At 33.3% G+C, this 22702-nt stretch carries 19 protein-coding genes and 2 tRNA genes; 9 read left to right on the top strand and 12 right to left on the bottom strand.

Translation table 11 applies throughout. The annotated features are described in order from the left end of the window. Positions 1-17: 17 nt before the first annotated feature. Positions 18-554, top strand: coding sequence for a hypothetical protein (locus FDY99_RS05300; RefSeq protein ID WP_139419746.1), 537 nt, complete (start codon positions 18-20; stop codon positions 552-554). Between the two features lie 175 nt (positions 555-729). Here FDY99_RS05300 and FDY99_RS05295 read toward each other — a convergent pair whose 3' ends face one another. Further along, the gene (locus FDY99_RS05295) at positions 730-1713 is read right to left on the bottom strand and encodes a PLP-dependent cysteine synthase family protein (RefSeq protein ID WP_074229853.1); all 984 of its coding nucleotides are present in this window, start codon (positions 1711-1713) and stop codon (positions 730-732) included. A gap of 493 nt (positions 1714-2206) precedes the next feature. After that, a complete protein-coding gene (locus FDY99_RS05290; protein WP_139419744.1) occupies positions 2207-3436 on the bottom strand; it encodes an ABC transporter permease in 1230 nt (409 codons plus the stop codon). A 4-nt stretch (positions 3437-3440) separates the two neighbouring features. Here FDY99_RS05290 and FDY99_RS05285 point away from each other — a divergent pair, with 4 nt between their 5' ends. Then, a complete protein-coding gene (locus FDY99_RS05285; protein WP_139419742.1) occupies positions 3441-4700 on the top strand; it encodes an exo-beta-N-acetylmuramidase NamZ family protein in 1260 nt (419 codons plus the stop codon). A 139-nt stretch (positions 4701-4839) separates the two neighbouring features. Here the strand turns inward: FDY99_RS05285 and FDY99_RS05280 are convergent, their stop codons facing one another. The 7 genes from FDY99_RS05280 to FDY99_RS05250 form a co-directional block, all read right to left on the bottom strand. Next, a complete protein-coding gene (locus FDY99_RS05280; RefSeq protein ID WP_074229850.1) occupies positions 4840-5046 on the bottom strand; it encodes a hypothetical protein in 207 nt (68 codons plus the stop codon). A gap of 1 nt (position 5047) precedes the next feature. After that, positions 5048-5698, bottom strand: coding sequence for a DUF3575 domain-containing protein (locus tag FDY99_RS05275; RefSeq protein WP_228448744.1), 651 nt, complete (start codon positions 5696-5698; stop codon positions 5048-5050). 10 nt (positions 5699-5708) lie between these two features. Next, a complete protein-coding gene (locus tag FDY99_RS05270; protein ID WP_139419740.1) occupies positions 5709-6887 on the bottom strand; it encodes a thioredoxin family protein in 1179 nt (392 codons plus the stop codon). Between the two features lie 111 nt (positions 6888-6998). After that, a tRNA-Phe gene (locus FDY99_RS05265) sits at positions 6999-7071 on the bottom strand. A 115-nt stretch (positions 7072-7186) separates the two neighbouring features. After that, positions 7187-7259: transfer RNA gene (locus FDY99_RS05260), tRNA-Phe, on the bottom strand. Between the two features lie 92 nt (positions 7260-7351). Beyond that, a complete protein-coding gene (locus tag FDY99_RS05255) occupies positions 7352-9193 on the bottom strand; it encodes a lysophospholipid acyltransferase family protein (RefSeq protein ID WP_139419738.1) in 1842 nt (613 codons plus the stop codon). 23 nt (positions 9194-9216) lie between these two features. Beyond that, positions 9217-10455 (bottom strand): aspartate kinase, encoded by a 1239-nt coding sequence (locus FDY99_RS05250; protein WP_139419735.1) that lies wholly within the window; start codon positions 10453-10455, stop codon positions 9217-9219. Between the two features lie 320 nt (positions 10456-10775). Between FDY99_RS05250 and fbp the strand changes: the two genes are divergently transcribed. The 6 genes from fbp to FDY99_RS05225 all read left to right on the top strand — a co-directional run bounded on the left by fbp (position 10776) and on the right by FDY99_RS05225 (position 18469). After that, positions 10776-11792 (top strand): class 1 fructose-bisphosphatase, encoded by a 1017-nt coding sequence (fbp, locus tag FDY99_RS05245; RefSeq protein WP_074229846.1) that lies wholly within the window; start codon positions 10776-10778, stop codon positions 11790-11792. Continuing rightward, positions 11793-12797, top strand: coding sequence for an o-succinylbenzoate synthase (locus FDY99_RS05240; RefSeq protein ID WP_139419733.1), 1005 nt, complete (start codon positions 11793-11795; stop codon positions 12795-12797). 239 nt (positions 12798-13036) lie between these two features. Then, positions 13037-14710 (top strand): glutamine--tRNA ligase/YqeY domain fusion protein, encoded by a 1674-nt coding sequence (locus tag FDY99_RS05235; protein ID WP_139419731.1) that lies wholly within the window; start codon positions 13037-13039, stop codon positions 14708-14710. A gap of 345 nt (positions 14711-15055) precedes the next feature. Continuing rightward, the gene (locus tag FDY99_RS05230; protein ID WP_139423765.1) at positions 15056-16228 is read left to right on the top strand and encodes an MFS transporter; all 1173 of its coding nucleotides are present in this window, start codon (positions 15056-15058) and stop codon (positions 16226-16228) included. Between the two features lie 136 nt (positions 16229-16364). Continuing rightward, entirely contained in the window at positions 16365-17054 is a 690-nt protein-coding gene (locus tag FDY99_RS23300; protein ID WP_228448742.1) for a TonB-dependent receptor plug domain-containing protein, read from the top strand. Continuing rightward, positions 16997-18469 carry a TonB-dependent receptor domain-containing protein gene (locus FDY99_RS05225; protein WP_228448741.1) on the top strand — a complete coding sequence of 491 codons (1473 nt, stop codon included), beginning with the start codon at positions 16997-16999 and terminating at the stop codon, positions 18467-18469. The genes FDY99_RS23300 and FDY99_RS05225 overlap by 58 nt, the downstream gene beginning before the upstream one ends. Here the strand turns inward: FDY99_RS05225 and FDY99_RS05220 are convergent. Next, complete coding sequence (locus tag FDY99_RS05220) at positions 18466-19467, bottom strand: S41 family peptidase (RefSeq protein WP_139419730.1); 1002 nt, start codon at positions 19465-19467, stop codon at positions 18466-18468. The two genes, FDY99_RS05225 and FDY99_RS05220, sit on opposite strands and share 4 nt — an antisense overlap. A gap of 59 nt (positions 19468-19526) precedes the next feature. Then, positions 19527-20489 carry a YpdA family putative bacillithiol disulfide reductase gene (locus FDY99_RS05215; protein WP_139419728.1) on the bottom strand — a complete coding sequence of 321 codons (963 nt, stop codon included), beginning with the start codon at positions 20487-20489 and terminating at the stop codon, positions 19527-19529. Positions 20490-20644: 155 nt separating this feature from the next. Between FDY99_RS05215 and FDY99_RS05210 the strand changes: the two genes are divergently transcribed. Next, on the top strand, positions 20645-21280 hold the full coding sequence (locus FDY99_RS05210) for a hypothetical protein (protein ID WP_139419727.1): 636 nt from the start codon (positions 20645-20647) through the stop codon (positions 21278-21280). Between the two features lie 36 nt (positions 21281-21316). Here the strand turns inward: FDY99_RS05210 and FDY99_RS05205 are convergent, their stop codons facing one another. Then, positions 21317-22606, bottom strand: coding sequence for a glycosyltransferase family 4 protein (locus FDY99_RS05205; protein WP_139419725.1), 1290 nt, complete (start codon positions 22604-22606; stop codon positions 21317-21319). Between the last annotated feature and the right edge of the window lie 96 nt (positions 22607-22702).

The raw sequence follows: 22702 nt of genomic DNA, 5'->3' as shown, positions 1-22702 counted from the left end.
CTATAAAAACTCATTCTATGGCAAGACTCAATGACGATAAAATCATTAATTTACAGATCAACAAAAAAGATTTCGAAGAGATTTACCTTCATGGAGATCAGGGAAGTCTTTTTTTCTCACCTACCGTAAAAGGTAAACTGATCACCACAATCGTAGTTGCCGTTATTTTGTTGGTTTTATTTTACTTTAAAGATGATTTAAGTAAAGAAAAATTCGGGATTTTATACTTTGTGAGTTTTCTTTTCCTGCTTTGTGCGGTCTATTTATCTCTAGCGATCAATAAGGTTTCAAAATGGAAAAAAAAAGTGGTAAAATACCTTAAAACTCTTGAAAACACAGAAATTTATCAAATTCAGTTTAATGCTAAAGTTTTTAAAGTAAACCTTAACGACAATAAAGAAACCAGCCTTTGGACAGAATTTACGGCTGCCGAAATTAGCGATAAATTTATAGGTTTAGAAGGAAAATTCAATTATATGTTTCCCAAAAAATCAATGCAGGAAGCAGATTTTGAATTGCTGAAACAAGCAGTGCAGACTAATGTTTTGAAGTAGAACTTAGAAAAATTATTTGCTTCCTCAATAAATTTAATGCTTTTAAGTAAATCATCAGAATCTTGTTCAGAAATAAAATTTGTGCATTCGTGGCAAAACATAGGATGCTAAACATTTAAATAAATAAAAAACTCAGAGCAAACACTCTGAGTTTTGTTTTATAATGAAAAGTCGATTAGTCTAACCAACCCATTTCCTTCATCCATTCGTCGTTGTAAATCTTCCCAACGTATCTTGAACCGTGATCGTGAAGAAGTACCACAACGATATCATCTTTTGTAAACTGATCTTTCATCTGAACCAAAGCTGCCATTGCACTTCCTGCAGAATATCCACAGAAAATACCTTCTTCTTTAGCCAGTTTTCTTGCGTAAATAGCACCGTCTTTATCGGTCACTTTTTCGAAATGATCGATTACAGACATATCGTAGTTTTCAGGAAGAATATCTTCACCAATACCTTCTGTAATGTAGCTGTAAGCGTTTCCTAGATTGATTTCTCCCGTTTCGTGAATCTCTTTTAAGATAGAACCATATGTATCAATACCGATTACTTTGATGTCAGAATTTTTCTCCTTAAAGAAAGTTCCACAACCTGTAATGGTGCCGCCCGTTCCGGCTCCAACTACAAAATGAGTCAGTTTTCCTTCCGTTTGTTCCCAGATTTCAGGAGCGGTAGACTCGTAGTGAGCAGCTCTGTTTGATAAATTATCATATTGGTTAACGTACCATCCGTTTTCAGTTTCTTTTGCCAATCTCTTTGAAACTGAATAATAAGAACGCGGATCTGTAGGTTTTACGTCTGTGGGACAAACGATCACTTCAGCTCCAACAGCACGAAGAATATCACATTTTTCTTTTGACTGTTTTGCGTTGGTCACAAAAATACATTTGTACCCTTTGATGATGGCTGCCAAAGCCAATCCCATTCCTGTGTTTCCTGAAGTCCCTTCAATAATGGTCCCTCCTGGTTTTAGTCTTCCGTCTTTTTCGGCGTCTTCGATCATTTTCAGAGCCATTCTGTCTTTTACCGAATTTCCGGGGTTGAAAGTTTCTACTTTTGCCAAAACCAATGCAGGGAAATCTTCACCCAAAACTTTATTAAGCTTTACAAGAGGGGTATTTCCAATGGTTTCGAGTATATTTTCTGCGTATTTCATATGTAGCTTTTATTGTCTTTTTAAAGATCATATGTTATCGCTTATTTTCGTGAGCTTCTGTGATTTGAGAGCCTACACAGCGATTTCATAAATGTTTTTTCTGCGTGGCAAAGATACAGTTTTCAGATAATTAATAATTAAAAATGAAGAATTAATAATATTTCGACGAAACTCTCCAGCGCTCTGACACACGAACTTAATTAGGAGCTGTCTCCCACTTTCCGTTGCAATCTTTTTTTTCAAAAAAGGATTTCCACTGCAATCGAGGCTAAGATATTTGTAGCCATCAGAATTATTGGTCATTGCGAGAAGCGTAGTGACGAAGCAATCTCAAAAGTATTTAACAATAAAATATTCACTCACTTTGTCATTCTGCAAGAATCTCAACAGTCGAATTACAAAATACTTGCTTAGATTTCTAAGAAATGAAAAACTTTATGCAAAGCAAGATTTATAATTAATAATTCACTAGCGAAGCTAAATTGACAATTCACTAATTATACTTGATTGCTTTTACAGGAGAAATTTTACTGATCAGATAACTTGGAATCACCAAAGCCATTCCGGAAATAATTAAAATCCCTACAGAAATAGAAATAATGATCCACGGATTAAGGTCTACAGGAACTACACTTACGTAGTAATTGGCAGGATTTAATTTAATAATTCCAGTGTATTTTTGGGTAATTAAAAGTCCAAGACCAATCAGGTTTCCACATAAAAGTCCGGGAACCATGATAATTAGGGTGTAATTGATGAAAGTCGCACGAATCTGTCCGTTGGTTGCACCTAAAGTTTTTAGCAAACCAATCGAGTTGGTTCTTTCGATAATCAAAATCAGCAAAACCATAATGATATTGATGATTACTACCAAAAGCATAATTGAAATAATAATCCCGATATTGGTGTCGAAAAGCCCTATCCAATCATTGATTTGTGGATATTTATCGGTAGCTTTTTCTGCGTAATTTTTATATCCGATAAATTTTTCAACCTGTGGAAAATCTTTATCGATATTATTGATGTTTTTAAAAAACACATCCAATCCTCCGATTTCATCAGGCTTCATATCAAGAATTCTTCTTACGTGATTGATATCACCCACTACAAACTGATCGTCAATCATTTTGATGTCGGTTTTGTAGATTCCCACGACTTCAAAGTTTCTGTAAATAGGCTTCTGGTCGGCTTTTGAAAAAACAGTAACGATGCTGTCATTCACTTTCAGATGAAGATCATTGGCAATTTTTTCTGAAATAACAACGCCGTTATTATAACCTTCGCCATTCAGAAAAGGAGTTTTTCCGGCAGTCAGGAATTTTTTAAATCGTAAACTGTCAAAATCTTTACCGACACCTTTGAAAATAATTCCTGCAAAACTATGTTCATTACGCATAATTCCGGTTACCATTACATATCCCTGAACTGTTGCAACATCGGGAAATGCCTTAATACTTTTAATATCTAATCCTTGGTTATCTAAAACTGAAGTATTGTAAGACGAATTTGATTTGGTAGATCGTACCGTAATATGCCCGCTGAAATCTCCCAGTCTCTCTTTAATCGCTTTTTTTGAACCCAATCCTGTAGAAACAGTGATGAGCGAAACGATGATTCCCAAAGCTACAGACAGTCTGCCGATGAAGATGATAACCCGAGAAAGGTTATTTTTGTTATCTTTGGAAAACGCTATTTTTCGGGAGAAATATAATGGAAATTTCAAGCTTATGAATTTAAATTTCAAAATTAAAACATTAGTTCTTATTTGCCTAATTTTTTTAGGAGTATTCAGTCAATATTATTCTCAGACATCAAATAAAGAGGATTTTAAAACCGGTGCAGACCAACCGGAAAAATATCTTGGACTTCTAAAAAATAAAAAAGTTGCGGTAGTAACCAACCAGACTGGGCTTGTAACAAGAGTGAAATATTATAATGCAGCAAAAGATCCTTCGACAGGTTGTGCAAAAGCAATGAAGATAGATACTTTAAGTATCGTAGATTTTTTAGTTGAAAATAAAATCAATGTCAAATCTATTTTTGCCCCCGAACATGGTTTCAGAGGCGATGCTGATGCAGGAGAAAAAGTAAAAAACGGATTAGATGTAAAGACCGGAATTCCTATTGTATCTCTTTACGGAAATAATAAAAAACCAAAACCGGAACAATTAAAAGGAATTGATATTGTTGTTTTCGACATTCAGGATGTCGGGGTGAGATTTTATACGTACATCTCAACTTTGACGTATTTGATGGAAGCCGCAGCCGAAAATAATGTGGAAATCATGGTTCTGGATCGACCAAATCCGCATGATGGATATATTGACGGACCAGTTTTAAAGAAAAAATGGGAAAGCTTTGTCGGGATGCACGAAGTTCCTGTTGTGTACGGTTTAACCATCGGTGAATACGGAAAAATGGTAAACGGTGAAAAATGGCTAAAAAACGGGGTTCAGGCAAAATATACTTTGGTAGAAATGAAGAATTACCATAAGAAAAAGCGTTATGCAATTTTAGATAAACCTTCGCCCAATCTTCCGAATGATCAATCGATCAACCTATACCCAAGCTTATGTTTTTTTGAAGGAACACAGGTTTCTGTAGGACGAGGAACTGATCTTCCGTTTCAGGTGTATGGTTCACCATGGACAAAAGATTTGCCTTACCAATTTACGCCAAAACCCAATTTCGGAGCAAAAGATCCTTTCCTGAATGGTAAATTGTGTTATGGTGAAAACCTTTCTGAATATTCTAAAGACTTGCGAGAAATTAATCTAGAATGGTTAATTAAAGCGTATAAAAATTATAAAAATCCTCAACAGGATTTCTTCCTTAAAAATCTTTTCTTTGATACTTTAGCAGGAAGCGATGAGCTGAGGAAACAAATTGTTTCGGGCAAATCTGAAAGAGAAATTAAATCTTTCTGGAAATCAGATTTAGAGAAATTTGAAAAAATAAGAAAGAAATATATTGTTTATCAAGATTAAAAAAGTCAACTGTAAATTTTACAGTTGACTTTTTTTGTATTCTTTATTTATAATTGTGAATTTAGCTTAGCTAATCAATCTTAAATACATTTTAAAATTCACAAGAGTAGCGGATTGACCTTTGACCATTCATTATTTTTCAATCAAAATTCTGTGGCGGATTTTTATCATCCTTTCCTTTATTCAGAATAAAAAGTCCGATGGATAAACCGATAACGCCTGCAAACGCTGTCATCAAAGCACGTTCAAGCTTATCAGCTTCATGATTTCCCAGATAATTCATCAGGAATAATATCGCAAATGTAATAACCGATATAATGATATGGTTTCTTCCTAGTAGTTTCATTTTATTTTAATCTGTAAGAAATCATTACTCCTCCTCTGTAAGGAATTATTTCGCCGCTTCTGTTGTAGCCATCGGGTTTTTCATCATATCTTTTTCCGGATACTCTGTCATATCCTTTGTAAAAATCCTGTGAAGTTCCTATTGTACCATATAAATCCATCCTCCAATTATCAGATAACCTAAACTGATAACCAGTTGTAATTCCTGCTAAAAAAGAATATCCCTTTTGATATAGGTTTGATTTTGTGAAAGTTACATTTTCTTCATTTTTACTTGGGTATGGATCATCATTCCAGTAATTCCATTTCTGTAAAACAAAAGAGGATACCCCAATGTTTGCACCTAAATACCATCCGTCAAATGCTTCTTTGAAATAGTATCTTCCTTCTATCGATGCAGAATAATATTGTAGCTCATGACCAGAAAATGACTTCCAGGGAGAAATAAAAACATCTCCTTGTACTGTTATTTTTTTATTTATTTGATGCTCTAAACCTAAGTTAATAATTCCGATAGGAACAAATAAAGCATTTCCTTTTAGGTACACTTTTTTCTCAGATTCAGATTTTATTTCTTCTGTTTGATTTTCCTGTGCATTAATATTTATTACTGAAAATAAACTTAATGCAGCCATAAAAATTTTATACTTCAAAATGTATATTTTATTTAATTTGATTTAATAATGCTTGTGCTAAACTTGCGTCTTTACCAGATTGACTGGCAATATTTTTAGATTGCTCGGCAAAGTTTTTAGCTAAATCTTTACTTCCTAAACTAAAGTAAATTTTAGCTAAAATATAAGTGTTCTCCGATGTTTCGCCACGCATAACCGATTTTTCAGTCCATTCTGCAGCTTTTTTTAAAGAAGAGGGTGTCTTTACATGATCTGAAAATATCCATGCTGCTTTTAAAAGCTCATTCGGTTCAAATGTATCGGAATTTTTATAATAATCTAAAGCCACTTTTTCATACTCAGGGAAATTGGAATTTTGCTCGTAGTAAGCCAGTTTAGTCTGGTTAAGTTTTGTCAAAGCTGCTTCTTTTCCAACCAAAGGTTCTGCAGTTTTCAGAAAATAGGCATCGTTGATTTTTTTACTTTTCTCGTCAATAGATTCTTCAACCACTTTTCCTAATACAAGTTGGTTGTTAAATTCATTATAATTTTCTTCAGGTAAAAACTTTAGAATTTCAGTTTTTCTTGCAACAAAAGTTTTGTAATTCGGGTCTTCAGAAGATTTAAGGAAATAGAATAAAAATCCTGCATCATCTTTTGTGAACTCTTCATTTTTGGGCTTATTTTCAAAATATCTTTCAGAAGCTTTTCTGGCAAACTCATAATCTGAATTTGAATGAAGTTTTATTATATTAATTAGAAATTCCGGGCTCTTTTCACCTTTAGCAAATCTTTCTTTAGATGAACCTTCTTTAGAATTTACGGCATTTACATCTTGTGCCATAGAAAGAAAAAGGCTTGGTTCCATATAGCCATAATTTTGAGAGACCAAGTCTCCGTCACCATTTAAAAAAAGAAAAGTGGGATAGGAGCGCACCGAAAATTTTTGGGCAATTTCTCTTCCTTCACCTTTTTCCATGTCGATTCTTGAGCTCACAAAGTTTTTATTGAAATAATCTCCTACCGATTTTTGGGTGAAAACATTTTTGTCCATCATTTTGCACGGACCACACCAAACTGCATAAGCATCAATAAAAACAAGCTTTTTCTCTTTTTTTGCTTTAGCAATAAGATCTTTGAAATTACTCTGGTCAAATTTAATTCCTTCTTCCTGAGCCAAAATAAAAATATTGATAAAAATAAATAATCCGGAGATAATATTTTTCATTCTAATTATAAATTTAAAGAAGCGAAGATACTTAATTTTGATTTTATATGAATAACGAAACTTTCCAAAATAGAGTAAACAAAAAAACCGCCCTAAAAAAGGCGGTTTAAGTGGTTTCTCCAGGAATCGAACCAGGGACACATGGATTTTCAATCCATTGCTCTACCAACTGAGCTAAGAAACCATTTGGTTTTATATTTCGTTTTGAAGTGGTGCAAATGTAATAATAAATATTATAATCTGCAAATTTACTTTAAACAGTTTTGAAAAGAAAACCGCCTAATGAAAGGCGGTTTAAGTGGTTTCTCCAGGAATCGAACCAGGGACACATGGATTTTCAATCCATTGCTCTACCAACTGAGCTAAGAAACCAATTACTTCGTTGTTTTAAAGTGATGCAAAAGTAGGAAGTTTTGGTATATGAAGCAAATATTAATTAAACTTTTTTGCTAATAAATTAAAACCTATTGATTTTCAGTCTGATTATTTTCCTGTTCTTTTCTTATTTGTTCACTCATTTCCTCTAAAACAGGCTTAATCGTGCTTTCAGGAAGATCACTTATTCTGATATACATTAATCCGTCAATCGCATCATTAAAGTTGGGGTCAACATTAAAGGCAATTACTTTTGCATTTTGCTTGATGTATTTTTTTATCAAAACCGGCATTCTCAATTCAGGTTCAAGATCGTCAATTATTTTATCTAATTTATTTAAATCAGATTCCATTTCATCTAAAAAAAGATGTTTATCACGATCTCTGAGTTTTACTTTAAAATCATTTCTTGGGGTAATGTATTGAGCTACAGCAGAGTCATAATAGTTTGAACGCATAAACTCAATCATCAAAGATTTAGAAAATTCTGAAAATTTATTAGAAATACTTACTCCTCCCATCAGGAATTTATGATCAGGATTTCTTAAGCAAACATGTACAATTCCACGCCACAAAAGGAATAGAGGAAGTGGTTTTTGCTGATATTCTTCACAGATATAAGCACGTCCCATTTCAATTACTTTCTTGAAAAATGGATGAATGTCCTGCTCAAACTCAAAAAGAGAACTCGTGTAAAAGCCTTTGATTCCAAATTTTTTCATCACATCTCTTCCTAAAGCCATTCTATAGGCTCCTGCAAGTTTTTCTGCGGCATTATCCCATAAAAACAAGTGATGATAATGTTTGTCGTACTCATCAAGATCAAACGGAAGGTTACTTCCTTCACCCACTGCACGGAAGGTAAGCTCTCTCTGTCTTCCGATTTCCCTCATTACAGAAGGAATCTGCTCATAAGGGGTGAAATATATTTCATAATTACCATTGCTGAAAAGCATTTTGTCGGTACCTCTCAGTTTATTGATGTCTTTTATAATATCTTCTTTCGGAGTTTCATCAATGATATTCTGTACAATGTTTTCTTCTCTTAATAAAGGGAATTTTACATATAAATTCTTAAGATTAATAGCCTGCGCAAGAGATTTTCGTTTTTCATAATAAGATTTCATCATATAAACCTTACGTTTCAGAAACTCTCCCAATTCCTCGATATTTTCCATCTCATCCATCACCTTTACCGTGATAGGTTTTCCTATTCTGATACGGATTGGTTTTTCACGGTCATTCATCATTTCCGCAGGCAGCATAATGGTCTGCAAGTTCGGGTGAATCTTGGCTACCTGATAAAAAAGAGTACTGTTTTTAGCATGAAAATACATAGGAACAACCGGTACTTTTGCCATTTTTATAAGCTTTAAAGCCGGTTTTTCCCATTCTCTGTCGAGAATTTCTCCATAGGGATTATTTTTATTTGAAACTTCTCCTGCAGGAAAAATTCCTATACAGCCTCCATTTTCAAGATGCTTCAGTGTTTCCCGCATTCCGGTTGCACTGTTTCTGATTTCCTTTCTTCCTTCAAAAGGATTTACAGCAATCACAAACGGTTCCATGGGTTTTATTTTTTCTAAAAGAAAATTTCCCATTACTTTAAAATCCGGGCGGACTTCTGAGAGAATTTTACACATTAAAATTCCGTCAATTGCACCCATAGGATGGTTAGAAACCAATATAAAAGGACCCGTTTTCGGTATTTTTGCTAAGTCTTCTTCAAAAGCTACATAGCTCAAATTTCTCTCTCTCACGAAAGAATCGAAAAAATCTTTACCTTCTTTGTCTTTCAGCTTATCATAAAGTCTGTTGACTTCATTTATTTTTGCAATGCTCATAACAGCAGATGCCACAGGATTTTTTAGGAACCCTATTTTATGCAAGCCGGAAGCTTTGATTAAATCATTTTTCGATATTAAGCTCATGTGTGTTTAGTCCGAGTTAGTTTTTATAGTGTTACCATTTGAAGCGTATTCTTAGAAATCTGTTCCAATAATACACTTTTTTCTTGGTAAAATTTATCAATGTTCTCCATTTTTGCATTTCTTACAGTAAATAAAGATACATTTTTTATAACATCTGTTTTGAAAATTTTCTGAAGTTCATTATTCAGTTCCTCAATTTTAAGAAATTTATCTTCAAGACACAATGCCAATGAAATTGCAGAATTCTGCATCAAAGAAACTTTGATTTTGTATTTAGATAAATTATTGAAAATTAAGCTCATGTGGTCTTCTGCGATGAAAGAGAAGTCTCTTGTAGAAATTTTAAGCAATGTCTGATTATCTTTTAAAATATAAGATTCTTCGCTTTGGTTTTTTTCAGAAACACCCACTTTCGTTCCTTCTTTTGTAGGGTCTACAAAAGATTTTACATAAAAAGGAATGTTTTTTTGCTGAAGCGGTTGCAATGTTTTTGGGTGGATTACACTCGCTCCAAAATAAGCCATTTCTATTGCTTCTTCGTATGAGATATTAGATAAAAGCGTAACGTTTTTAAAGATTCTCGGGTCACCTGTCATTACTCCCGGAACGTCTTTCCAAATAGTCATTGCGGTTGCATTAAGGCAGTATGCAAAAATTGCTCCTGAGTAATCTGAACCTTCTCTTCCTAAAGTTACAGTAAAATTATTATCATCAGAACCAATGAAACCCTGTGTTACATAGCAGATGTCAGGATTTAAATTTGAGATGAATTCCTCAGTTTTTTGCCAGTTGACGTTACCGTCTCTGTAAGAATCATCTGTTTTTATGTAGTCTCTTGCATCAAGCCACTGATTGGTAAATTGTATATCATTCAGATATTCGCTTACAATTTTTGTGGAAATCATTTCTCCACAACTTACAACTTGGTCATAAACAAAATTATAATTGGGAGATTTATTTCTTCTTAAAAAAGAAACAATATCATCAAAAAACAAATTGATTTCTGCAAAAACTGCATGATCGTCCGAGAAAAGCCCCTTAGCTATTTCAATGTGTTTCTGTTTTATATTCTCTATTTCAGTTTGATAGTTGTCTTTTTTGAAATACAATTCTACTACTTTTTCCAGCTCATTGGTGGTTTTCCCCATTGCTGAAATTACAAGTAGACATTTTTCAAAACCTTGGCTGCTAAGAACCATAGATACATTTTTTACACTTTCGGCATCTTTCACTGATGCGCCTCCAAACTTGAAAATTTTCATTAAATTGTTAAGAATAAAATTGTTAGATATAAAACATTGAATTTTTTTTCGGATGTCAAAATTATGGAATTACGATGAGATATGAAATAGCGATGAGCTAGGATTGAATTAAGATTTAATTAAAATTGATGTAAAGTATAAGAAATATTTGCTCTTTAAGGGTATGATTTGGGGATAATTATCTTCATCAATTGAGTATGGATGTTAAAATATTTGATTGGTATAATGTTGATTAATAGGGTGTAAGGTATTTTGTGCGAAAATGTTTTTTAATGTGATAAAATTTACGAAATTTGGGACTAAAGTAAAAAAACATAAAAATGTCAGATCAACCATTACAGACCCTAGGAGAATTTTTAATTGATAAACAGGAAGATTTTCAGTATTCCACTGGGGAATTTTCACGTCTTCTAAGTGCTATAAGACTGGCGTCCAAAGTCGTAAACAGAGAAGTAAATAAAGCAGGGATTGTAGATATTGCAGGAGCTGCCGGAAATCAGAATATTCAGGGTGAAGAACAGCAAAAACTTGATGTAATTGCCAACGATATTTTCATCACCGCACTTTCTCAAAGAGAAGTTGTTTGCGGAATTGCTTCTGAAGAAAATGATGATTTTATCGATATTAAATGTGGCGAAAACGGTCATTTAAGCAAATATGTAGTTTTAATTGATCCTTTAGATGGTTCTTCAAACATTGATGTGAATGTTTCTGTAGGAACTATCTTTTCAATTTACAGAAGAGTTACAGAGCCTGGAACTCCGGTACAGTTAGAAGACTTTTTACAGAAAGGCATTAATCAGATTGCAGCAGGATATGTTATTTACGGCTCTTCTACAATGATTGTTTACACGACAGGTAATGGCGTGAACGGATTTACATTAGATCCTTCTCTGGGAACTTATTATCTTTCTCATCCAAATATGACATTTCCAAGAACGGGTAAAATTTATTCAATCAACGAAGGAAATTATATCAAATTTCCTCAGGGAGTTAAAAATTATCTTAAATATTGCCAGATGGAGGAAGGTGATCGTCCTTATACTTCAAGGTATATTGGTTCATTAGTTGCTGATTTTCATAGAAATATGTTGAAAGGTGGAATTTACATCTATCCATCATACGGTCAATCACCAAACGGAAAGTTGAGATTATTATACGAATGTAATCCAATGGCATTTTTAGCAGAACAAGCTGGTGGAAAGGCAACAGACGGCTTTAGAAGAATCATGGAAGTTGAGCCGACTGAGCTTCACCAAAGAATACCGTTTTTTGCAGGAAGCATTGATATGGTAGAAAAAGCAGAAGAGTTTATGCGAATTGACAGCGTAAAATAAATGACAGCAAAATATTACAAATATTTATTAGAATTTAAACGCCCGAGTGGAACATCTCGCGGCGTTTTGCTTGAAAAAGAGACTTATATTCTTGAAATTTTTGAAAAAGAAAATAAAGGAATAGGAGAGTGTGCCATATTCAGAGGACTGAGTTACGATGACAAACCGGATTATGAAAAAAAAATAATATGGCTTTGTGAAAATATTAACCAGGATTTTGAATTTTTAAAAGAAGAGTTAAAAGAATTTCCATCGATCTGGTTTGGTTATGAACAGGCTTTATTAAATTTAAAGTACGGAGGCAAACTTTACTTTCCGAGTGAATTTACAAAAGGGCAAAGCTCAATGATGATCAATGGTTTAATCTGGATGGGTGATGTCGATTTTATGGAAGAACAGATTCGGGAAAAACTTGAACAAGGCTTTCATTGTATTAAATTAAAAATAGGTGTCAACTGGAAATCAGAACATGAAATTCTTCAAAAATTAAGACAGAAATTCTCAAAAGAAAAGTTAGAGTTGCGAGTTGATGCCAATGGAGGATTTTCTAAAGATGAAGCTAAAATTGTATTGCAACAACTTTCAGATTTACATATTCATTCTATCGAGCAACCTATAAAAGCTGGAAATTGGGAAGATATGGCAGATTTATGCGCCGAAACCCCAACTCCGATTGCGCTTGATGAAGAGCTAATTGGAATAATAGATTTCAATGAAAAGAAAAAGCTTTTAGAAAAAATAAAACCTCAATACATCATCTTGAAACCAGCTTTGGTAGGTGGATTTTCAGGATCTGATGAGTGGGTATCTCTAGCTGTGTGTCAAAATATCGGATGGTGGATTACTTCTGCTTTAGAAAGTAATATTGGTTTGAATGCAATTGCACAATATACTTTTACAAAAGCAAACGAAATGCCTCAAGGTTTAGGAACAGGAAGTTTGTTTACGAATAACTTTGAAACTAACTTAGAACTAAACGGAGAAAGGTTATTCTTTAAGGGGTAAATGAATTAATTAAATTACCCCGTTTACGAAAATTGCTTTCTTGATATATTCAATAATATCAAGAAAATGCTTTCTTATTTTTTTCATGATGATATTATGTTAAGATTTAGGACTGTAAATATCCGAAAAAAAATCAATTTAAAGTGAATTTATTTTAAAAATTTATCATTTTCATAAACCCTTAAATTTTCCTAAATTTGCAAATTGTCGGATAATACGACATCTTAAAGCGAATTTTAATGGAAGAAGAAAAAAAATCACTCAATTTTATTGAGCAAATTATCGAAGATGATTTGGCAAACGGTTTGAAACAAGATCAAATCCGTTTCCGTTTTCCGCCTGAACCAAACGGTTATCTGCATGTAGGCCATACAAAAGCGATCTGCATCAACTTCGGTTTGGGTGAGAAATACAATGCTCCCGTAAACCTTCGTTTCGACGATACGAATCCTGAAAAAGAAGAGCAGGAATTTGTAGATTCTATTATGAAAGACGTTGAATGGCTAGGTTTCAAGTGGGATAAAGTGTTGTACGCCTCCGATTACTTCCAGCAGCTTTACGATTGGGCAGTTCAGTTGATTAAAGAAGGGAAAGCTTACGTTGATGAGCAGCCATCTGAAGTTATTACTGAGCAAAGAAAAAATCCTGCAGAGCCGGGAATAGAATCTCCGTTCAGAAATCGTCCTGTTGAAGAGTCTTTAGATTTGTTCGAAAAGATGAAATACGGAGTATTCGAAAGTGGTTCGATGTCTCTTCGTGCAAAAATCGACATGGTTTCACCAAATATGAATATGCGTGACCCTGTGATGTACAGAATTTTGAATAAACCTCACCACAGAACAGGTACAGACTGGAAAATTTATCCAATGTACGACTGGGCGCATGGTGAATCTGATTATATTGAACAAATTTCGCACTCGCTTTGCTCTTTAGAGTTTGAAAACCACAGACCGCTTTACAACTGGTATTTAGACCAGGTTTATGAAGAAGGAAAGGTTAAAAACAAGCAAAGAGAATTTGCAAGGATGAATGTTTCTTACATGATAACTTCCAAAAGAAAACTACAAAGGCTGATTGCTGAAAATGTAGTTAACGGTTGGGATGATCCTAGAATGCCTACGATTTCCGGAATGAGGAGAAAAGGTTTTACAGCGAATGCAATAAGGAATTTTATTGATAAAGTTGGAGTTGCCAAAAGGGAGAATTTAATTGAAATTCAGCTTTTAGATTTCTGTGTACGTGAAGATTTAAATAAAGTAGCCAAACGTGTGATGGCGGTGGTAGACCCTATTAAATTAGTGATCGAAAACTATCCTGAAGGTCAGGAAGAATGGCTGGTTACCGAAAATAATAACGAGCAGGAAGATGCAGGAACAAGAGAAATTCCTTTCTCAAGAGAATTATATATTGAGCGTGAAGACTTCAAGGAAGAAGCGGGCAATAAATTCTTTAGATTAAGATTAGGTGGAGAAGTCCGTTTAAAATCTGCTTACATCATTAAAGGTGAAAGGGTAGAGAAGGATGAAAATGGTGAAATCACGACTATTTACGCATCTTATGACGAAAAATCTAAGTCGGGAAGCGGAACTGAGGAAAGTTTAAGAAAAGTAAAAGGTACCATTCACTGGGTCTCTGCGAAACACGCGATTCCTGTGGAAGTTAGAAATTACGAGAAATTATTTACTGTGGAACAGCCTGATGCTGAGAAAGATGTAGATTTCTTAAATTTCATTAATCCTGAATCTGTCAATACAATTCAAGGATTTGCTGAGCCTAGTTTGAAGGATGTTGCAGTGGGCGAACCACTTCAGTTCCAAAGGATTGGCTATTTTACGAAGGATCAGGATTCTACAGATACAAATTTTGTATTCAATAGAACGGTGACTTTAAAAGACTCTTATAAGCCAGAGTAAAAATTTATTTATATCAATATAAATGAAACAGGGCTTAATTTTTTAAGTCCTGTTTTTTTGTTTTTAAACATATAATGTATAATAAATGCCACGAATACACGAATATTTTTTGTGTTATTAATGAAAAATATGAATGCTATTTGTATTTAAAGGAGTCCCGAAGGGACGACTTAATAAAGGATAGGATGAAATCCTATCAATTAAAAAATGGGATTTAAATAAAAATAAGATAAAACGCTTATCAATAAAATTATCAACGAATTATCATCAATATTAAAATTAGAAATTGTGAAAATAATACAATTATATACCAACTCATTCAAAGGGCTTTCTCAGGAAAGCTGGATGTTAGCTTTGGTAATGCTCATCAACCGTGCGGGTTCGATGGTGCTCCCGTTTTTGGGAGTTTATATGACTGCTCATTTAAAATTCAGCATAGAACATACAGGAATTGTGCTTAGCTTTTTCGGAATCGGTTCTGTGATTGGTTCTTGGTTAGGTGGATTTATTACCGATAAAATTGGGGAATACAAAGTTCAGTACCTGAGTTTGTTACTGAGTGTTCCGTTGTTTTGCTTAATTCCTATCTTTAAAACAGAAGTGGGAGTTGCTGCAATTATTTTGATTCAAAGTATTGTAAGTGACTCATTTCGTCCTGCAAACTCAGTGGCGATTACCAAGTATGCAAAACCGGAAAATATCACAAGAGCATTTTCATTAAACCGAATGGCAGTCAATTTAGGATTCTCTATCGGTCCTGCTTTAGGTGGAATTTTGTCGGCAATTTCTTATGAGTTTTTGTTTTTTTCAAATGCTTTAGCCGCTTTATTAGCCGGGATTTTATACATTGTTTTCTTTCGAAAACGTAATAAACTTGCAAAATTGAGAGCAAGAAAAGTAAAAGAAGCGATTGAGATTAAAAAAGAAAATTCGCCTTATCGGGATGGTAAGTTTTTGATTTACTGTTTTTTCTGTATGCTATTTTCAATCTGTTTCTTCCAGTTATTCAGTACGTTAACGATTTTCTATAAAGATACTGCTCATTTAAGTCAGCAAAATATTGGTTATTTATTAGGTTACAGCGGATTTATAGTTGTGTTGCTGGAAATGGGATTGGTTCAGGTAGCCGAAAAATATCTGAGCCTTGCTCGTACCATGTTTTTAGGAACCTTTATTTGTGGACTTTCTTATGCAATGTTGGGCTTCGATTATAGCATTATAACTTTAGTGATTTCAATGACCTTATTATCCGTTGGTGAGATTTGGGCATTGCCTTTTATGTCAACCATCACCGCTTTAAGATCAGGGCAAAACAACAAAGGTGCTTATATGGGTCTGAATGGAATTTCCTTTTCAATCGCATTTATTGTAACTCCCTATTTAGGAACTTTAATTGCCGAAAAATTAGGATTTACTGTTTTATGGATCTGTACCGGAGTTTTAGCAACAATCATAGCTATTGCGTTTTACTTTATCGTTCCGTGGATGATTGAAGATAAAAAAGAAATTGTAGATTAAATTTAATTTAAATAGTAAGCCAGCCTTGTCAAAGTTCAAAAACTTGACAAGGCTTTTTTTTATTCTAATTTTTATGATTGTCCGCTTTTGTCATATTAGAAAAATCTTTGCGCTCTTTGCGTTAAAATTTTTTATTATGATTGAAAACGGATATTTATACCAATTTTTAAGTTTAGACTTAAACTGTACAATTTTTGCTGTGCCTTGTCTAATGACAAAACTATACTTTCTTCTTTCCGCCTTATCCGTGACTTTTTTATTTTCTCAGAAAAAAGATTCTGTCAATCTAATTTCAGAAGTAAAAATTGATGCTTATAAAAAACCGACGACTTTTATAACTTCCACAAAATCAGTTTCGGTAGTTTCAGAAAATTTACTCAATCAAAATACGCCGGAAAGAATGCTGGAATCGATCAACCAAATTGCAGGAGCAAGAATGGAAGAACGCTCTCCCGGAAGTTACAGAATTTCACTTCGTGGAAGTACTTTACGCTCACCTTTTGGAGTTCGGAATGTGAAAGTTTATCTGGATGATTTCATTTTGTCAGATGCTTCCGGAAATACTTATTTTAATGTGATCACTCCTGAATTGATTGACAGAATGGAAATTTATAAAGGTCCGGAAAGTGGCGATTATGGAGCAGTAACTGGTGGAACATTGCTTTTAAAAATAAGATCTTCAGATAATTTATCCGCAAATTTATCCATCGGAAGTTATGGAACTTTCAATCAGAGTTTTGATCTTTCTAAACAGATCGGGAAACATTTTTGGAAGTTTTTCAAAATTATTATCAAACCGATTCTTATCGTGAACAGTCGAAGGTAAAGAGAAAACAAATCTTTATAAAAGATAATTTTCAATATTCAGAAAAAGGAATTTTAAAAGGAATGCTGATGTATTCGGATCTTGATTATCAAACTCCGGGCGGATTGACTTTCGAACAGATGAATATCAATAGAAAACAAGCCAGACCAAAGACCGCGACGCTTCCAGGAACTGAAGAACAAAATGCGGGAATTCGTAATAAACTGTTTCTTGCAGGATTATCAAACGAATATCAATTGAATCAAAATTTTTCACATTTTATTTTAGTTCAGGGTTCTTATGTTGATTTTGAAAATCCTTTTATTACCAATTTTGAAAACCGTTTTGAAAAGAATTTTGCTTTGAGAACACACTTTAATTATGAGAAAAATTGGGATAAGATTTCATTAGCTTACCGATTGGGTTTCGAAGGTGGAATGAATGATATTCTGATTAAAAATTATGATAACAACAAAGGTTTTGAAGGTAATCCACAAAACTTTGATCAAATTAAAAATACTTCAGGATTTTATTTCCTTTCACAGAAATTTAATTTTGATGAAAAACTTTTTACTGATATTTCAATCAGTTTAAATTCAAATTCTTACGATTGGGAAAGGGTTTATCCACGAACGGAAAACGGAAAAATAAATTTTAAAAATCAATGGCTTCCAAATTTTGGTTTTACTTATCTTTTTGCACCGGGTTTTTCAGCAAGAGGTAAAATAGGAAAGGGAAATTCAGCACCCACCAATGAAGAAATTCGTTCCTCAAATCAACAATTTAATGTAACTCTAAGTCCGGAATTTGGTTGGAACAAAGAAATTGGGGTTCGAAAACAATTTGGAAATTTCTTTTTTGTAGAAGCAAGTTATTTTGATTTCCGACTCGAAGATGCAATCGTAAGAAGACAAAACGAAGCCGGACAAGAATATTTTGTAAATTCAGGAAAAACCGTTCAGAAAGGTTTTGAAGTTTTGTTGGAGTCTAAAAATTTTGATCTTAAAAATGATTTTTTCAGTCAGTTGAAATTCAGGTTTTCAGGAAGTTTTTATGATTTTAAATTTAAAAATTATCAACAGAATCAAAATGATTTTTCGGGAAATGATTTAACAGGAGTTCCAAGAACAACGATAAACAGTTTGCTGAATTTTACTTTTTTCAAAAAACTTTCTGTTGATTATTCTCATTTTTATACCTCAAAAATACCTTTGAATGATGCAAATTCTGTTTGGTCGGAATCAAGCTTGGTTGGAAATATTCAATTTAGATTTCCTATAGATCTTGAAAAAACAAGAGTGAATTTATACCTTCAGATTCAGAATTTATACAATGAAGATTATGTTTCTGGTTTCGATATCAATGCGTTTGGAAACCGATATTACAATCCTGCAGCAAAAAGAAATTTTGTTTTGGGGATGAAGGTTGATTTTTAATTTTTATATTTACCATCAATATACTTAAACGCTTCTTTCAGATAGTTTTCGTTTGTTTTTGCTTTATCGGTAGATTTTTCAATGATAATATTTGGAGGAATTCCTTCGCCAATTTTAGCATATTCTTTTCCTGTTCTGTCAACAACATTGCCCGTAGTAAGAACAAGGAAAGATCCGTCTGATAATTTATATTCTTGGTTTCCGGAAGTTAAACCTTGCGTATTTGTGCCAATAATTTTTACATTTTTTTGACCGACAAATGTAGCGGTAATAAATTCTCCCGAGCTTCCCGTTACTTTATCGACCAATATTGCTACAGGTTTTTTCACCGATCTTGGCTGTTTTTGTGTTAATTGGAACATCTGTGTAGCTGTTGAGCCTTCATAGAACTTAGCGTCTTTGTAATTGTAATATTCAATTTGTCCTTCTGCATCTTTTGTGCCGACTACATTTTTATCGTCTAAAAAAGGAGCAATTGCAGCATACATCGGATAAAGCATGCCTCCGAAATTTCCTCTCAAGTCAATAATCCAACCTTTAGGTTTACGTTTTTGCAAGTCATTAACTTTTGCATAAAAAGTATTGATGTATAAGTTCCAGTCATCTTTATTGAACGAACCAACATCTGGTAAACTGATGTAAGCATAGCTGTTTTCCAGCATTTCACTTTTAATGATCGGAAACTCCTGACCCGTTGCTTTGTATCCTAATGTGTAGGCTTTTACAACATCTTCAGGGTAAAAATTAGAATGAGAATCGTTTAATGAACTTAAAGCATTTTTAATAATGGGATAAGTCTCTTTTATCGTTTTAGCTTTTGATGCTTCATCAAGAGTTTTATCGAATATTTCATCCCAATTAAGTTTTGATTTATTTACTGATTTATTTTTCATAATTTTCAGCGCTTTGGTAACATACACTCGAATGCTATCCGACTGAGCTGAAATTGTAATTGAAAAAAATGTGGTAAGAAGGGCGAAGATGATGTTTCTTTTCATATTGAAATTGAATATTTCAAAAGTAAGAATATATTGTTATATTTCTTATAATAAAATAATTACGTTGAAAGAATGTTTCGAATAATCATTTCCGCATGAATTCTTGAATTTTCGATAAACCAAAGGTGAGTGTCTTTTCCACCACAAACAACGCCTGCCAAATATAAATTTTCAATATTGGTTTCCATTGTTTCAGGACTGTAGACAGGATTTAAACATTCACCTTGTAAATCAATTCCGGAATTTTTAAGAAAATCAAAATCGGGAAGATAACCAGTCATTGCCAAAACAAAATCATTTTCAATTTCCTGAATCTCATCGTTTTTGTCTTTAAATACAATAGAATTTTCTTTAATTTCAATCAATTCAGCATTAAAATGAGCTTTAATACTTCCTTCTGCAATCCTGTTTTCAATATCTGGTTTTACCCAATATTTTACATTTTCAGAAATCTCAGAATTTCGAATAATCATCGTTACTTCAGCTCCTTTTCTGTAGGTTTCCAAAGCGGCATCAACCGAAGAATTACTTGATCCGATAACTACGATTTTCTGTTTTGCGTAAGGATAAGGTTCGGTATAATAATGCTTTACTTTCTCAAGATTTTCTCCGGGAATATTCATCAGATTCGGAATGTCATAAAACCCGGTCGAGATAATCACATTTTTGGCTGCATATTTTGATTTGGAAGTTTCAATCTCAAAAATATTTCCGCTTTTAGAAACGTTTAATACTTTTTCGTAAAGGTTAATATTGATGTCTTTCTGTCTCGCAATTCCCTGATAATATTCTAAAGCTTCCTGTCTTCCCGGTTTTGGAGCAGCCGATATAAAAGGAATTTCTGCAATTTCAAGTTTTTCCGCTGTCGAAAAAAACTTCATGTATAAAGGATAATTGTAAAGTGAGTTTACAATCGTTCCTTTTTCTATAATTAAATAATTCAGGTTGTTTTTCTTTGCTTCGAGTGCGCAGTTTAGACCAATCGGTCCAGCTCCGATAATCAGAATATCTAAAATTTCCATTTAACAAAAATACAAAAAAGCTTGGCTCAATAGTCTCTAAACAATAAGTCAAAAACTATGGTTCTGATTTTTAAACTCTATTTAATTTAACATAACATTGAAAGATTTCAACTCAAAACTGGCATTGCTTTTGAACTTTTCACGAAAATTTTATAATGAAAAAGACTTTTTTAGCATTCATACTTTTAGCAGCATTGTCGTGTGAGAAAAAGCAAGATAAAAGTCCTGCAGTTTCTACAGATAATCTGAAAAGGTCAAATGAAAGAACCGAAACAAAGCCGGAAGCATTCTCTAAAGAAGTAGCGCTGAAAAAGACCAATGATGAACTTTTACAGGCACTGAAAGTTGGTTATTATGATGTTTTTGCCAACTATATTCATCCTGAAAAAGGCGTAAGGTTTTCGATGTATGCTTTTGTTAACCGAAATGAAGATAAGCATTTCTCAAAAACAGATTTTGAAAAATATTTGCCAACAAAAACTATTTTCACTTGGGGATCCAGAGACGGATCGGGTGAAATTTATAAAGCAACTCTTGAGCAATATCTCAAAAACTGGGTATTTAAAAAAGATTTTACAAAATCCGAGTATGCATTTGATAAGTTTCTAGGTAATGGAAATTCTCTTAATAATTTAAAAGAAATATATCCCAATACTAATTTTACAGAAAATTACATTTCTGGTTCAGAAAAATATGGCGGAATGGATTGGAAGGCGCTTCGATTTGTTTTCGAAGAATTCGAAGGGAAATATTATGTAATTGCCGTTATCAATGATGAATGGACGATTTAAATAAAATTCCCCTTCTTTTTTAGATGGGGAATAATTTTATAATATTTCAGAAAGTTGTTTTGTTAAATTTTTTCTTGAAAACTTCTCAATGTTTTGAGTATTTTCTAAAAGATTTCCATTTTTCCACAGTTCGAATTTTTCTAAAATAAAATCTTCAATTTCTTTGAAATCATTGTATCCAAAATGTTTTCCTGCTTTTGTTTCATCTAAAATTTTTGCAACATCAGCTTCGTTTGGACCAAAAGAAATAATTTGTTTTCCTGTTGCCAAGTATTCAAATATTTTTCCAGGAATAATACCTTTTGACGAATCATTTGGAAAATTAGTGATCAATAAAAGAGAAGATTTTGCCATTTCATCAACCGCTTTATCATGCGAAACGTAACCAAGATTCTGAATATGATCTTTTAAGCTTGATCTCTCAATAGCTTCTAAAATTTTGTCATCAATTCTTCCGACAAATTTAAGGTTGAAGTTTTCTGCAAGATCTGAATTGGTTTTCACTAAATTATCGATTGCCTTCCAAAGGTTTTCAGGATTTCTTAACTGTTCTAAAACACCGATATAGCTTAAAGTGAATTTTGAAGCGTTCTCTGTCATGCTGAGCGAAGTCGAAGCATCAGTTTCATCAAACCCATTGGTAATACAAAACGCATTTGCTCCATTTTTACGGAAGTTTTCTGCATCGGTATAACTTGTTGCCAAAGTGATATCCGCAGTTTTGAACACTTCAGATTCCAATTGGCGATGCTTTTTATCTGATTTTTTTGTTAATTTTAAATGCTTATAATACGAAATTTCAGTCCACGGATCTCTGAAATCAGCGATCCATTTTAAATCGGGAAATTTCTTTTTTAAATTTAAACCTATCAAATGCATCGAGTGGGGTGGTCCTGAAGTAACGATCGTCTCAATATTGTTGATCTTCAAATATTGCTCAAGAAATTGAGTCGAAGGATTAACCCAAAAAATGCGTGCATCGGGAATGAAAAAATTTCCTCTCACCCAAATCGAAAGCTTAGATTTCCAGCTTTGATTGTTACCGACATCAAATTGCCCCGCTTTGAATTTTTTATTGCTTTTATTAAGCTTTTCCGCCAATTGATAAGGCTCCCAGATTTTTGTTCTTACGATTTCCAAATCTTCAGGAACGTCATTCATTAAGCTTTCATCCAACAAAGGGTAGCTTGGGTTTTCAGGTGTATAAATAATCGGTTTCCAGCCAAATTCTGGAAGATATTTTGCGAATTTTAACCAACGCTGAACTCCCGGTCCACCTGCAGGTGGCCAATAATAGGTGATAATAAGAATTTTCTTTTGTTCCATATAATTTTGCAGACTGTCATTCTGAATGAAGCGAAGCGTAATGAAGAATCTCTTTAAACGTTATCATTCAAAAATTTCCAAGTAGGATTAAATTCT

The organism is Chryseobacterium mulctrae (assembly GCF_006175945.1).
Lineage (GTDB): Bacteria > Bacteroidota > Bacteroidia > Flavobacteriales > Weeksellaceae > Chryseobacterium > Chryseobacterium mulctrae.
This window is presented reverse-complemented; position numbering and strand designations above follow the sequence as displayed.

What these genes read in the sequence shown, in the direction of transcription:
- FDY99_RS05215 (WP_139419728.1), bottom strand. Translation starts at nt 20,489, where the DNA reads ATGGAAATTTTAGATATTCTGATTATCGGAGCTGGACCGATTGGTCTA.
- FDY99_RS05270 (WP_139419740.1), bottom strand. Translation starts at nt 6,887, where the DNA reads ATGAAAAATATTATCTCCGGATTATTTATTTTTATCAATATTTTTATT.
- FDY99_RS05285 (WP_139419742.1), top strand. Translation starts at nt 3,441, where the DNA reads ATGAATTTAAATTTCAAAATTAAAACATTAGTTCTTATTTGCCTAATT.
- FDY99_RS23300 (WP_228448742.1), top strand. Translation starts at nt 16,365, where the DNA reads ATGATTGAAAACGGATATTTATACCAATTTTTAAGTTTAGACTTAAAC.
- FDY99_RS05230 (WP_139423765.1), top strand. Translation starts at nt 15,056, where the DNA reads ATGTTAGCTTTGGTAATGCTCATCAACCGTGCGGGTTCGATGGTGCTC.
- FDY99_RS05235 (WP_139419731.1), top strand. Translation starts at nt 13,037, where the DNA reads ATGGAAGAAGAAAAAAAATCACTCAATTTTATTGAGCAAATTATCGAA.
- FDY99_RS05210 (WP_139419727.1), top strand. Translation starts at nt 20,645, where the DNA reads ATGAAAAAGACTTTTTTAGCATTCATACTTTTAGCAGCATTGTCGTGT.
- fbp (WP_074229846.1), top strand. Translation starts at nt 10,776, where the DNA reads ATGTCAGATCAACCATTACAGACCCTAGGAGAATTTTTAATTGATAAA.
- FDY99_RS05240 (WP_139419733.1), top strand. Translation starts at nt 11,793, where the DNA reads ATGACAGCAAAATATTACAAATATTTATTAGAATTTAAACGCCCGAGT.
- FDY99_RS05205 (WP_139419725.1), bottom strand. Translation starts at nt 22,606, where the DNA reads ATGGAACAAAAGAAAATTCTTATTATCACCTATTATTGGCCACCTGCA.
- FDY99_RS05220 (WP_139419730.1), bottom strand. Translation starts at nt 19,467, where the DNA reads ATGAAAAGAAACATCATCTTCGCCCTTCTTACCACATTTTTTTCAATT.
- FDY99_RS05255 (WP_139419738.1), bottom strand. Translation starts at nt 9,193, where the DNA reads ATGAGCTTAATATCGAAAAATGATTTAATCAAAGCTTCCGGCTTGCAT.
- FDY99_RS05250 (WP_139419735.1), bottom strand. Translation starts at nt 10,455, where the DNA reads ATGAAAATTTTCAAGTTTGGAGGCGCATCAGTGAAAGATGCCGAAAGT.
- FDY99_RS05280 (WP_074229850.1), bottom strand. Translation starts at nt 5,046, where the DNA reads ATGAAACTACTAGGAAGAAACCATATCATTATATCGGTTATTACATTT.
- FDY99_RS05295 (WP_074229853.1), bottom strand. Translation starts at nt 1,713, where the DNA reads ATGAAATACGCAGAAAATATACTCGAAACCATTGGAAATACCCCTCTT.
- FDY99_RS05300 (WP_139419746.1), top strand. Translation starts at nt 18, where the DNA reads ATGGCAAGACTCAATGACGATAAAATCATTAATTTACAGATCAACAAA.